This is a genomic window from Curtobacterium sp. MCLR17_039 (assembly GCF_003234745.1).
GTDB classification, from domain to species: Bacteria; Actinomycetota; Actinomycetes; order Actinomycetales; family Microbacteriaceae; genus Curtobacterium; species Curtobacterium flaccumfaciens.
In genome coordinates this window covers 23,224-35,705 of record NZ_QKTF01000015.1, presented here as the reverse complement: position 1 = coordinate 35,705, position 12,482 = coordinate 23,224, and the positions used below count along the sequence as shown (strand labels likewise).

The window sequence follows — 12,482 nt, the reverse complement described above, 5'->3', positions numbered from 1 at the left end:
TACGCAAGGGCAACAGGGCCCGCTACCGCCGCACGTACCGGTGCTCCGGCCGCCCCGCAGCCCCGTACCGCAACTGCATCGCCACCGTCCCGTCCGCCGTGAGCTGCGCCAGGTACCGCTGCGCCGTCGCCCGCGACACCCCGATCGTCGCAGCCACCTCGGCGGCGGATCGTTCCTCACCGGCGACGAGCTGCTCGAGCACCAGCGCCGCCGTGGCCGCCCGGGACGGCGACGCCCCAGCGCTGTCGCCGGCGTGCAGGATCCGGAACGCCCGCTCGACGGCCTCTTGATCGAGGGTCGACCGCTCGTCGAGCACGTTCCGCGACCGTGCGTACGCCTGCAGCCGCTCGGCCAGCACCCCGGCCGTGAACGGCTTGATCAGGTAGGCGAGTGCCCCGCTGCGCATCGCCCGCCGAACGGTGCCCGAGTCCGACGCAGCACTCAGCACGAAGGCGTCGGCGTCGGTGTCGATCGACCGCAGCAGGTCGAGCCCGCTGCCGTCGGGCAGGTACACGTCGACGAGCACCAGGTCCACGGTCCCGCTCGACAGCGCGGCGCGGGCGGCCGCGAGGGTCCCGACGGGTTCGAGCGCCCGGAACCCCGGTACCTCGTCGACCTGCCGCCGGTGCAGGTCGGCGACGTGGAAGTCGTCGTCGACCACCAGCACGGTGAAGACGGAACTCACGACACCACTCCTTCCAGTCGGGCGCAGAAGACCGCGCCGTGGTCGTCACCGCCGGGGGAGGCGAGCCACACGTCGCCACCGTGCCGTCGGGCGATCTCCCGCGACAACGGCAGCCCGATCCCGAGCCCGTGCACCTGCGAGACGTCCTCCGACGCAGGAGCAGCCGCCGGCCCGCGGACGAACAGCGAGTCCGCGGCGTCGACCGGCACCCCCGGCCCGGAGTCCATCACCGACAGGTGCAGGGTCGCGCCGTCGTCGAGCACCTCGACCTCCACCCACGGGGATCCGCCGTCGCGCGTTCGCTCGTCGCCGCCGAGCGCCGCCGAGACCGCGTTGTCGACCAGGTTGCCGAGCACGGTCGTCACGTCGCCCGGTTCGGTGATCGTCCCCTGAACGAGCGTCTCCGCCCCGATCCGCAGCAGCACCCCGCGCTCGGCGGCCTCGACGCCCTTCGCTCCGAGGAACGCCTGCAGGTACGGCTCGGTCAACCGGTCGGCGTGCTGCACCGGGTAGCGCAGCGGCCCGCGCTCCTGCACGTCCGCCAGGTAGGCGCGTGCCCGCGTCGTCTCGCCGATGTCGAGCAGCCCCGAGATCGCGTGCAGCCGGTTCGCGAACTCGTGGCGCTGTGCGCGGAGCGCCGTGCTCATCGCCCCGACGGCGTCGAGCCGTCGGGTCAGGGCCTCGACGTCGGTGCGGTCGCGCAGGACGGCGACCCGGCCCAGGTCGCGTCCGTCGCGGAACACCGTGCGGACGTCGACGAGCAGCACCCGGTGCCCGGCGACGATCGTGGCGCTCGCCGGAGCCGCGGTGGCCACGGCGAGCATCGACCCGAGCGGCGCGGGCAGGTCGAGGGAGGCCACCGGACGGCCGACCGGGTCGGTCAGCCCGAGCAGTCGCACGGCTTCGGGGTTGCAGACGGTGACGACCCCCGACGGGCCGATCGCGATGACGCCTTCACCGACGCCGCCCAGCACGGCCTGGTGGTTCTGCACGAGCGTCACGAGCTCCTCCGGCTGCAGCCCGAGCGTCAGCCGCACCAGTCGCCGCCGGATCAGCACCGAGGCGATCACCGCGAGCAGGACCGCCGCCAGCCCGGCACCGATCACCGGCATGCTGTCCTCGACCAGGGTGTCGTAGACGCGTGCCCGGTTGAACCCGACGCTCACCTCACCGACGACGGCGGACTGCCGGGAGGTCCGGCTCGTCTCCGCCCCGCCGGCTGCGGGCGCGGAGACGGGCACCTTCGCCCGCGCCGACTCACCGAGGGTGCCGCGCGCCCAGGACACGGTCTCGCGGCCGGCGAGTGCGGCGTCGGGGGAGGTGCTCACCATCTCGCCGATCCGGTCGGTGTCGGGGTGGGCCAGCCGGATGCCCCGGTCGTCGGTGACCACGACGAAGAGTGCCCCGGTCCGACGCTGGGCCGCGAGTGCCGCACGCTGGACGGGCCCGTCGGCGAGGACCGCGGGGTCGAGGTCGGTGCCGTCGACGCTGAGCCGGGCGACCGCTGCCCGGACGTCGGACTGCGCGGCGACGCTCTGTGCGATCGCGAGGGCGGTCCCCTCGGCAGCGCGCTCGAGCCGGGTGACCTCGATCCGGACGAACACGGCACTGGTCAGGGCGACGACGGCGACCACCACGGCGAGCTGCAGTACGAGCACCTCGGTGGCGAAGCGGAGCCTGGGGCGCCGTGAACGGTCGTCGGTCACGACCCCAGCGTACGGAGGGCGAGCCGACCTGCCTGCGCACAATGCGCAGAAAGCGGTCAACGCGCGATGGTGCGCCAATGTGCAGAAGCGCGCCGCGCCTCCAGGCCGGGTCGTAGCGTGCCCGGACTGCCAGACACGGACGAAGGAGTCCTGATGCTCGTCATCCTCGGGTACGCGATGGTCCTGACCTTCATGGTCCTGATCATGACCAAGCGCATGTCGCCCATGCTCGCGCTGATCATCGTGCCGACCGTGTTCGGACTGTTCGCCGGGGCAGGTCTGGGACTCGGCGACATGGTGACCGAGGCGATCGGCACGCTGGCACCGACGGCCGCGCTCCTGATGTTCGCGATCATGTACTTCGGGCTGATGATCGACGTCGGCCTGTTCGACCCGCTCGTCCGGTTCATCCTGCGGGTGACCGGCAACGACCCGGCGAAGATCGTGCTCGGCACTGCTCTGCTGGCCGGTGCGGTCTCGCTCGACGGGGACGGCTCGACGACGTTCATCGTGGTCACGGCGGCGATGCTGCCGATCTACCTGAAGCTCGGCATGAGCCCGGTCGTGATGACGTGCGTGGCCGGGCTGACGAACGGCACGCTCAACATCGTGCCGTGGGGCGGTCCCACCGCCCGTGCCGCGGCCGCGCTGAAGATCGACCCGACGGACATCTTCGTGCCCCTCGTGCCGTCGCTCGTGGTGGGGCTCCTGCTGTGCTTCACGTTCGCGTGGACGATGGGCCTGCGGGAGCGCAAGCGCCTCGGCATGATCGAGTTCACCGAGGCCTCACGGGGCGCGCGGGTGCCGGAGCGGGCGAACGCCCGAGCGGGGTCACGGGTGCTCGCGGCGGTCGGCGGGACCGGCGGCGGGATGTTCACGAGCCCCACGGTCGCGCTCGGACTGCGCGGTGGGAAGGCCGACGGCCGGCGTGCGGACGGCGAGGGCGTGGACGGCACCGGGGCGGGGGACGACAGCACGGGGACCGGCACCATGGCCGAGACGATGCTCGACCCGAACCGTCCGAGCCTGCGACCGAAGCGGATCTGGTTCAACCTGGCGCTGACCGTCGCGGTGATGGTGGCGCTCGTGCTCGGGCTCCTGCCGCTGCACTTCGTGTTCATGATCGGCACGGCGATCGCCCTGCTCGTGAACTTCCCGCAGCTCAAGCAGCAGACCGCGCAGATCGTGGCGCACGCCCCGAGCATCGTCGGTGTCGTGTCGATGGTGTTCGCCGCCGGGGTGCTGATCGGGGTGCTCGACGGCACCGGGATGGTCGCGGCGATGGCCGACTGGCTCGTCGCGGTGATCCCGGACTCGATGGGCCCGTACCTGGCGGGCATCACCGGTGTGCTGAGCATGCCGCTGACGTTCTTCATGAGCAACGACGCGTTCTACTTCGGGATCCTGCCGGTGCTGTCCGAGAGCGCCGCGGCGTACGGGATCACGCCAGCCGAGATGGCGCGGGCCTCGGTCGTCGGGCAGCCGGTGCACATGCAGAGCCCGCTGGTCCCCGCGATCCTGCTGCTGGTGTCGCTGGCCAACGTGAACCTCGGCGACCACCACCGGAAGGTGCTGTGGCGGGCGGCCGTGGTCGCGATGGCGATGCTCGTGGTGGCGATCGTCGTGCGGGTCATCCCGTTCGGCTGAACCGACCGCCGGTGCCGACTCGGCGCGCGCCCGACCGGGCCGGGGCCGACCGGCTCAGGCGGCGTCGAGCTCCCGCGTCAGCGCCGCGACGAAGTCGTCGATGTCCTGCTCCGAGGTGTCGTAGGCGCACATCCACCGCACCTCGTTGCGGCTGGCGTCCCAGTCGTAGAACCGGAAGTGCTTCCGCAGCCGGTCAGCCACCCCGGCGGGCAGGGTCGCGAAGACCCCGTTCGCCTGGGTCTGCTGGCTGAAGCCGACACCGCGGATGCTGCCGTCGGCGATGCCGGCCTCCAGCGCACCGCGCAGTCGGGCGGCCATGGCGTTGGCGTGCCCGGCGGAGCGCAGGTACAGGTCGTCGCTGAGCAGGGCGATCAGCTGGGCGGAGACGAACCGCATCTTCGACGAGAGCTGCATGTTCATCTTGCGCAGGTAGTGCAATCCCTCGGACGCCGAGGGGTTCAGCACGACGATCGCTTCGCCGTAGAGCATGCCGTTCTTCGTGCCGCCGAAGCTCAGCACGTCGACACCGGCGTCGGTGGTGAAGTCGCGCAGGGGCACCCCGAGGGACGCCGCGGCGTTCGAGATGCGGGCGCCGTCCATGTGCAGCTTCATGCCGAGCGAGTGGACGTGGTCGGCGATCGTCCGGACCTCGTCCACCGTGTAGGCGGTGCCGAGCTCCGTGGTCTGTGTGATCGACACGACGAGCGGCTGGGCGCGGTGCTCGTCGCCCCAGCCCCAGGCCTCGCGGTCGATGAGCTCGGGCGTCAGCTTGCCGTCGGGCGCCTCGACCGGCAGGAGCTTGATGCCGGCGACGCGTTCGGGCGCACCGGCTTCGTCGGTGTGGATGTGCGCGGTCGCGGTGCACACGACGGCTCCCCACCGCGGCAGCATCGACTGCAGGCCGACGACGTTCGCGCCGGTGCCGTTGAAGACCGGGAACGCCTCGGCCTGCGACCCGAAGTGCTCGCGGATCACCTCGTTGAGACGTGCGGTGTAGACGTCCTCGCCGTAGGCGATCTGGTGGCCGTCGTTGGCCGCGGCGATGGCGGCGAGGATCTCGGGGTGGACGCCGGCGTAGTTGTCCGAGGCGAAGCCCCGCAGGTCCAGGTCGTGCAGTCGGAGGGTCACTCGTTCATCCTAGGTTCGAGGGATCAGGAGCCGTGAGCGGGATGCGGGCACCGTTGACGTCGGCCGGTGGCGTGTCCCAGAGCCGGACGACCTCGGCGCCGAGCTGCGCTTCGAGGCCGGACAACGCGCCGACGACGAACACGGCGGCCGCGGCGGTCTCCGGCGCCTCCTTCCGGAACCCCTGCGCGACGGCCCGGACCCAGGCGTCGGACGCCGCCTTCGCCGCCGCGTAGTTCGCGGCGCCGGCGGTGGGGGAGTCGACCGCGGTGGACGACACGAACGCGAGCCGTCCGGCAGGGGACGCCACCAGGTCGTCGTGGAAGACCCTGGTCGTGTTCCGCAGGGTCCGGAAGGCGCGGTCGAAGAAGTCCCAGTCCGCGTCGGACTGGCCGACGATGCTGCCACCGCCGCGCCACCCGCCGACCAGGTGGACCAGTCCGTCGACGCGGCCGGCGTCCGCGTGGACGTCGTCGGCCAACGCGGTGACCGCACCGAGGTCCGACAGGTCGCACGTGCGGGTCGTGACGCCCGGGACGGACGCGCGCAGGGCCTCCAGGGCGTCGGGTCTGGTGCCGACCGCGACGACGGCCGCACCGGCGGCGGTGAGTGCGCGCGCGACAGCCGCGCCGCTGGCACTGGTCGCACCGGCGATCAGCACCAGGCGACCGGCCACCGAGCCGTCGGTCACGCGGCGGCCTCGCCGACGAGCTCGGCGTCCGTGGTGCCGGTGATGCCGGCGGTGGACGCGATGACGGTCGCCATCTTCTTGTCGAGGGCCTCGTAGAACATCGACAGCGGGAACTCGTCGTCGAGCACCGCGTCGGTGTAGCCGCGTGGCGGTCCGGCGAGCGTCTCGTCGGGAAGGCCACGCGCCCACTTCGACGCCGGGTGCGGCGTGAGCGTGCGGGTCAGCATCCCGTACGCGGCGAGCCAGTGCGCCGACTTCGGTCGGTCGATCGAGCGCCGGTAGAGCTCGTTGATCTCGTCACTCAGGGCGATGATCACGTCCGGCACCTCGGGCCAGTCGATCGTCAGCTGCGTGTCCGTCCAGTGCAGGACGCCGTGCTGGTGCATCCAGGCGAACAGCAGCTGGCCGCCGAGCCCGTCGTAGTTGCGGACGCGGCTGCCGGTGATCGCGAAACGGAAGATGCGGTCGAAGACGACCGCGTACTGCACCAGGCGCGCGTGGTCGCGGATGGCGCGCTGCGCGTCCTGGAGGCCCGCGTCGGGTCCGGCGGACAGCTCGCGTTCCAGACGCACGGACTCGCGGAACGCGGTCAGGTCGCAGCGGAGCTCCTCGAGCGAGTAGAGGAAGAACGGCATCCGCTGCTTGATCATGAACGGGTCGAAGGGCAGGTCCCCGCGCATGTGCGAACGGTCGTGGATGATGTCCCACATCACGAAGACCCGCTCGGTCAGCTGCTGGTCGTCGAGCATCGCAGCGGCCTCGGCCGGCAGCTCGAGCTTGGTGACGTCGGCGGCGGCACGGACGACCCTGCGGTAGCGGGCGGCCTCGCGGTCCTGGAAGATCGCGCCCCACGTGAAGGCGGGGATCGTGCGCATCGCGACGGTCTCGGGGAACAACACCGCCGAGTTCGTGTCGTACCCCGGGGTGAAGTCGACGAACCGCAGCGCGACGAACAACGCGTTGCCGTGGTCGCCGGCCTCGAGCTCGGCGATGAACTCCGGCCAGATGACCTCGACCAGGACCGCCTCGACGAACCGCGAGGTGCTGCCGTTCTGCGTGACCATCGGGAACACGACCAGGTGGCCGAGCCCGTCGACGCGGTGCTGCTGCGGCTGGAACGCGGTGAGGGAGTCGAGGAAGTCGGGGACGCCGAAGCCCTGCTCCTGCCAGCGAGCGAAGTCGTGCTGCAGCACCTGCAGGAACGCGGCATCGTGCGGGAAGTGCGGTGCGAGCTCGGCGACGGCCGGCACGATCACCGCGACGTGACCGGCGGCAGCGGCGTGGTCGGACGGTTCGGGGACGGAGCCGTCCCGCGTCTGCAGGGCCTGCAGGGCGACGACTGCACGCTTGAGCCGGAGCCAGGCGGGATGGGCGGCGATCTCGCGCACCGACAGGTGGTCCTCGACGACCTCGGGCTCTCCGACGATGGCGTCCTGCGAGATCTTCTGGACGAACTGGGACATGTCGAACCTCCCGTCATTGGGGTCGGCCGCGGATCTGCGGACGAGTGGTGCGCGTTACCGGATCGTCTCGAGCCTAGGGAAGTTCGGGGGACGCAAAGTTGCCCATCTCCGGTGGAATCGTGCGTCGTCACGGCGCTCGCGCGGGCATCCACGCGAGCCGCGCACGGAACCGTCGCTCCGCGTGGCTGGGATCTCCGGAAGGGACCGAGGAGTGCTGTCGACTGGCCTCGGGGCAGGGCTGCTGCGCGCGCTGGTCCGCATCGACGGCTCGGCTGCCGTGTGATCGGTACGGTGGTGGCCATGGCCCGATTCACGCCCCCAGCCGCTGACGCGATGCGCGCCCGGCTCCTGCTCGCCGCGCGGGACGAGTTCGCCGCGGTCGGACTGGCCGCCGGCAGGGTCGAACGGATCGGTGCCGCAGCGTCGAGCAACAAGGCGCAGGTCTTCCACTACTTCGGCAGCAAGGAGGGGCTGTTCGACGCCCTCGTCGCCGACACCGTGACCGAGACGTTCGCCGAGGCCCCGCTCGACACCGCCGACCTCACCGCATGGGCCGGCCGGGTGCACGACTCGTACGTCCGTCGCCCCTGGGCCCAGCGGCTCGCGACGTGGCACCGGCTCGAGCGCGCCGACGTCCCGCTCGAGTCCGTCACGACGAGCTACGCCGACGCGGTGGCCGAGGTCGAGCACGCCCAGCGTGCCGGGGTCCTGCCGCGGGCGTTCCGTCCGGCGGTGCTGCTCGGGCTCGTGCTGCACACCGCGGCGTTCTGGAGCGCGACCGCTCCGGAGTACGAGCCGCTGGTGCAGGCCGTGACGCCGCCGCGGCGTCGCCAGGTCGTGGTGGACGCGGTCGCCGCCCTGCTCGGCGGGAAGTCCTGACCGAAGGGGCCGCGAGCACCAGCGTGAGGGCGCTGGGGCCGAGCGTGCGGGACGGGGCCGCACCGGGCCTCCTGGCCGCCCCTCAGTCGGCTGCGCCGGCGGCGACCCGCAGCGTCCGCTCCGCGTCGTCGAGGTAGTCGGCGAGCAGCGCCGAGGCGGCGTCCTGGTCGCCACCGCGCAACGCGGACACGATCGCGTCGTTGCGTTCGACGAAGTCGGCGTGGAACGAGGCCGGGTCCGCGGTGGTCAGGAAGGCGAGTCGCATCTCGGCGAGCAGGCCGTCCATCAGGGCGTGGATCCGCTCGCTCGGCACCGCGCGCACGAGCTCGGAGTGGAACCGGATGTCGGCGGTCCCGACCGCACCCCAGTCGCCCGCGGACGCTGCTGCCCGGGCGTCGGCGACCGCTGCGGCGGCCTCGGCGAGTGCCGGTGCGTCGGGGGTGCAGGCGCGGACGGCTGCCTCCTCGAGCACCCGCCGAGCCGCGTAGAGATCGGTGACGTCGGCGGCGGAGAGCCGGCGGACGAAGACCCCGCGGTTGAACACGTGCTCGACCAGACGGTCGCGGGCGAGCAGCCGGAAGGCCTCGCGCAGGGTGTTCCGTGACACCCCGAGCTGGTCGCTCAACCGCTCCTCGGACAGCTGCGCCCCAGGGGAGAACCCACCCGACGCGATCATGGTGCGCAACCGCGTGGCCGTGGAGTCAGCGCCGCCGACGGTTCGGGTCATGGCACCGATCCTGGCACGGGTGGCGTTTGTGAAGGGCGTGTTACAGAGCGGAACCGGCTCTTGCGATTGTTGAACAATGCGGTCCAGACTGTCCCGCATGTTCGTCCTCATCGGCGTCGCCGTCGTCATCGTCGGCTTCGCGTTGCGCATCAACGCGCTCCTCGTCGTCACGGTCGCGGGCATCGTGACCGCGGCCATCGGCGGGATCGGTCCCGTCGGCATCCTCGACGCGTTCGGCAACGGGTTCGCCTCGAGCCGGTCCGTCACGACCTTCGCGCTCGTCCTGCCCGTCATCGGTCTGATCGAGCGCTACGGCCTGCAGGACCAGGCGAAGCGCCTGATCGCGAAGCTCGACAAGCTCACGACCGGTCGCCTGCTCGCCGGATACCTGGTGATCCGGCAGGTCACCGCTGCGGTCGGCCTGACCAGCATCGGTGGGCCGGCGCAGACGGTGCGCCCGCTGGTCTACCCGATGGCCGAGGGCGCGGCGACCAAGAAGTACGGGCGGATCGACGACCGCATGCGCGAGAAGATCAAGGGCTACTCGGCGTCGTCCGACACCGTTGGTGTGTTCTTCGGCGAGGACGTCTTCGTCGCGGTCGGCTCGATCCTGCTCATCACGACGTTCGTCGACTCGACCTACGGGCTGTCGCTCGAACCGATCGACCTGGCCCTGTGGGCGATCCCGACGGGCATCGCGGCGCTCATCGTGCACGGCGGACGCCTGCTGCTGTTCGACCGCCGACTCGACAAGATGGCGGCGGACGCCCGTGCCGACGCCCCGACCCTGGGGGCAGCAGCGTGATCACCAGCGAATGGCTCTACTGGCTCATCGGCGCGTTCTTCATCGCCGTCGCCGTCCTGATCGTCACCGACACCGCGCACGCGAAGCGCCTGGGCAACGCGGCGTTCTGGGGCATCCTCGGGCTGTCGTTCTTCTACGGCACCTTCGTCGCCGCCGGCACCGTCCCGGCCTGGACGCTCGGGATCGCCGTCCTCGTGATGGTCGCGCTCGCCGGACTCGGCTTCACCGGCACGACGAGCCGCACCCGGGTCGCGAGCATCCCCGGCGCGGGCACGGGTGCCGAGACCGGCCCCGCCGAACCCACCGGCGTGACGCAGAAGATCACGAACGCCGGCAGCGGAAGCACGAGTGTGCTCGCCACCACCAGTCCGGACGAGCGCGCCGCCTTCGCGACGAAGTACGGCAACCGGCTCTTCATCCCGGCCCTCGTGGTGCCGGTGGTCGCGGTGCTGGTCGCGACGCTCGGCCCGCTCGTCTCGTTCGGTGTCGAACCGCTCCTCGCCGAGGGCAGTGCGACCCTGACCGGTCTGGGCATCGGTTCGGTGCTCGCCGTGGTCGTGGCCGTGTTCGTCCTGCGCCCGCCGAAGATCGCCACCCCGATCCGCGAGGGCGGTCGCCTGCTGCAGGCGATCGGCTGGGCGGCGCTGCTGCCGCAGATGCTCTCGACGCTCGGCATCGTCTTCACCCAGGCCGGGGTCGGTGACGCCGTCGGCACGATCATCAAGTCGGTCCTGCCCGACGGCTCGCTGCTCGCCGCCGTGGTCATCTACTGCCTGGGCATGGCCCTGTTCACGATCATCATGGGCAACGCCTTCGCCGCCTTCCCGATCATGACGGCCGCGATCGGCTGGCCGGTGCTGGTGCAGGGCTTCGACGGCAACCCTGCGGCGATCTTCGCGATCGGCATGCTCGCCGGCTTCTGCGGCACGCTCGTCACCCCGATGGCCGCGAACTTCAACCTGGTGCCGGCCGCCCTGCTCGAGATGCGGGACAAGTACGGCCCGATCAAGGCGCAGATCCCCACCGCCGCCATCCTGCTCGTCGTCAACATGGGAGTCATGTACCTTGTCGCATTCTGATGCCGCCCCGATCGACCTGACCCGGGCCGCGTGGGCCGATCGCTTCGCGGCCGTCGCCGCGGACAACACGACCCGCGAGTACCCCTACGCCGCGCACCACGCGACGTCCGGGCCGGACGACCGGGCACTGCCCGTCGAGCTCCACCCGGCCTTCGCCACGTCGTACGACTGGCACTCGTCGGTGCACATGCACTGGCTCGCGGCACGCCTGGTCGCGCACGGCCTGCCCACCGACCTGGAGGCCCGGCTCACCTCGATCCTGCAGGCGCACCTCACGACGGATCACCTGGCGACCGAGGCGGCCTACCTGCGTGGGACGCCGCACTACGAGCGCCCCTACGGCTGGGCCTGGCTCGCGCGGCTCGCCGCCGAGGTGTCGGCGTCCGAGGCGCCCGCCGTCCGGGCACTGGCGCCGGGCTTCGCGCCCGTCGTCGACGTCCTCGAAGACCTGGTCGTCCGGTGGATCGACGGCGCCGCGCACCCGGTCCGGCACGGCGTGCACTCGAACTCGGCGTTCGGGCTGCTGCTCGTGCTCGAGGCCGCCCGGTCGCTCGACCGTCCGGCCCTGGCGGCGGCGGTCGAGGGGGCTGCGAAGGACTGGTTCGGCGCGGACGCCGGGTGGCCGTTCGCCTGGGAGCGGAGCGGGCACGACTTCCTGTCCGCGGGCCTCGCCGAAGCCGACCTGATGCGAGCGGTGCTGCCCGCCCCGGAGTTCACCACGTGGGCGCGCGGCTTCTTCGCCGCGGTGCAGCCGGGCGACGCGATCCTGCGGTCGACGGTGGTCCGTGACGAGAACGACCCGCAGCAGGTGCACCTGTTCGGGCTCGACCTGTCGCGGGCGGGCTCGGCCCGGCGCATCGCGGACGCACTCCGCGCCGACGGTACGGACGACTCCGGCACCGGGATCGCCGACCTGCTCGACGACGCGGCCGATCGGCTGCTGGCCTCCGGGCTCGCGGCGAGCGTGGGCGAGGAGTACTACTCCACCCACTGGCTGGCGAGCTTCGCCTGGGACGCGATGGAGGCCCGGGAGCACGCCGCCCGCTGATCGTTCGTCGGGAGCGCTGGTCGTCTCCGGACACGTCGAGGATCCGGAGGTACCTTCGGGCCCATGAGCGATCCGAAGGACGACGAGACCCTCGACGACTTCCGCGAGGCGCAGGAGACCGACTACGAACCGGAGCCGACCGTGCTCGACCCCGACGACCTGCCGATGGTCGACGACGCGGACGACGAACTGCTCCCGGACGACGACCGACCGGTGCCGCTCGACACCGACGACGACACGATCTGAGCGATCGCGCCGGCGTCGTGCCGCGGCGTCAGCACCGGCGTTGGCGTCAGCTTCGGTGTCGGTATCCGCTCAATCGAGCGGGAGGGTCCGCGCGAAGGTGCGGGTGACCGGAGTGGCGGCGAGGAACGGTGCCATCGCCGGAGCGCCCTCCGGCGTCGCACGCCAGGCCACGTAGGTGTCGTGGTCCTCGGCGGTCGTCCACGACTCGACGACGACCATGCGCGCCGGGTCCTCGTCGTCGACCAGGACCTCGAGCGACTCCAGGCCGTGGAACGACGCGGTCTGTTCGAGCGTCTCGCGGATCGCACCCCGGAGTGCGTCGTCGGGGGCATCGCTCTGGAACTGGACCTCGAGCAGGACGGTCATCGACATGGGGAACCT

Annotated in this window: 13 protein-coding genes; 6 read left to right on the top strand and 7 right to left on the bottom strand. The window is 71.7% G+C overall.

Annotated elements, in window-relative coordinates:
* Positions 1–22: 22 nt before the first annotated feature.
* Positions 23–685 (bottom strand): response regulator, encoded by a 663-nt coding sequence (locus DEJ00_RS15235; RefSeq protein ID WP_111057927.1) that lies wholly within the window; start codon positions 683–685, stop codon positions 23–25.
* A complete protein-coding gene (locus DEJ00_RS15230; protein ID WP_111057926.1) occupies positions 682–2,391 on the bottom strand; it encodes a sensor histidine kinase in 1,710 nt (569 codons plus the stop codon). Before DEJ00_RS15230 ends, DEJ00_RS15235 begins: the two co-directional genes overlap by 4 nt.
* Before the next feature lie 153 nt (positions 2,392–2,544).
* Between DEJ00_RS15230 and DEJ00_RS15225 the strand changes: the two genes are divergently transcribed.
* Positions 2,545–4,038, top strand: a complete 1,494-nt coding sequence (locus DEJ00_RS15225) for a CitMHS family transporter (protein ID WP_111057925.1) — start codon at positions 2,545–2,547, stop codon at positions 4,036–4,038.
* A gap of 54 nt (positions 4,039–4,092) precedes the next feature.
* Here DEJ00_RS15225 and DEJ00_RS15220 read toward each other — a convergent pair whose 3' ends face one another.
* Genes DEJ00_RS15220 through DEJ00_RS15210 form a run of 3 tightly spaced genes read right to left on the bottom strand, consistent with a single transcriptional unit; the run spans position 4,093 to position 7,317 of the window.
* Positions 4,093–5,166, bottom strand: coding sequence for a low specificity L-threonine aldolase (locus DEJ00_RS15220; RefSeq protein ID WP_071245082.1), 1,074 nt, complete (start codon positions 5,164–5,166; stop codon positions 4,093–4,095).
* Between the two features lie 4 nt (positions 5,167–5,170).
* Positions 5,171–5,854 carry an SDR family NAD(P)-dependent oxidoreductase gene (locus DEJ00_RS15215; RefSeq protein WP_258373706.1) on the bottom strand — a complete coding sequence of 228 codons (684 nt, stop codon included), beginning with the start codon at positions 5,852–5,854 and terminating at the stop codon, positions 5,171–5,173.
* Positions 5,851–7,317: a DUF6421 family protein gene (locus DEJ00_RS15210; protein WP_111057924.1), complete on the bottom strand. Its 1,467-nt coding sequence runs from the start codon at positions 7,315–7,317 to the stop codon at positions 5,851–5,853. The genes DEJ00_RS15215 and DEJ00_RS15210 overlap by 4 nt, the downstream gene beginning before the upstream one ends.
* 300 nt (positions 7,318–7,617) lie before the next feature.
* Between DEJ00_RS15210 and DEJ00_RS18615 the strand changes: the two genes are divergently transcribed.
* Positions 7,618–8,196, top strand: a complete 579-nt coding sequence (locus DEJ00_RS18615) for a TetR family transcriptional regulator (protein ID WP_181440202.1) — start codon at positions 7,618–7,620, stop codon at positions 8,194–8,196.
* 82 nt (positions 8,197–8,278) lie between these two features.
* Here DEJ00_RS18615 and DEJ00_RS15200 read toward each other — a convergent pair whose 3' ends face one another.
* A complete protein-coding gene (locus tag DEJ00_RS15200; protein WP_111057923.1) occupies positions 8,279–8,923 on the bottom strand; it encodes a GntR family transcriptional regulator in 645 nt (214 codons plus the stop codon).
* 97 nt (positions 8,924–9,020) lie between these two features.
* On the opposite strand from DEJ00_RS15200, the gene DEJ00_RS15195 reads away from it, so the two are divergent.
* From DEJ00_RS15195 to DEJ00_RS15180, 4 genes are all read left to right on the top strand, one after another.
* Complete coding sequence (locus DEJ00_RS15195) at positions 9,021–9,728, top strand: DUF969 domain-containing protein (RefSeq protein ID WP_027465970.1); 708 nt, start codon at positions 9,021–9,023, stop codon at positions 9,726–9,728.
* Positions 9,725–10,807, top strand: a complete 1,083-nt coding sequence (locus tag DEJ00_RS15190; protein WP_111057922.1) for a DUF979 domain-containing protein — start codon at positions 9,725–9,727, stop codon at positions 10,805–10,807. The genes DEJ00_RS15195 and DEJ00_RS15190 overlap by 4 nt, the downstream gene beginning before the upstream one ends.
* Positions 10,794–11,855, top strand: coding sequence for a DUF2891 domain-containing protein (locus tag DEJ00_RS15185; RefSeq protein WP_258373705.1), 1,062 nt, complete (start codon positions 10,794–10,796; stop codon positions 11,853–11,855). Before DEJ00_RS15190 ends, DEJ00_RS15185 begins: the two co-directional genes overlap by 14 nt.
* A gap of 63 nt (positions 11,856–11,918) precedes the next feature.
* Positions 11,919–12,101: a hypothetical protein gene (locus DEJ00_RS15180; protein ID WP_111057921.1), complete on the top strand. Its 183-nt coding sequence runs from the start codon at positions 11,919–11,921 to the stop codon at positions 12,099–12,101.
* Positions 12,102–12,170: 69 nt separating this feature from the next.
* On the opposite strand, the gene DEJ00_RS15175 is transcribed toward DEJ00_RS15180, so the two are convergent.
* On the bottom strand, positions 12,171–12,473 hold the full coding sequence (locus DEJ00_RS15175) for a putative quinol monooxygenase (protein WP_071245078.1): 303 nt from the start codon (positions 12,471–12,473) through the stop codon (positions 12,171–12,173).
* Positions 12,474–12,482 lie beyond the last annotated feature (9 nt).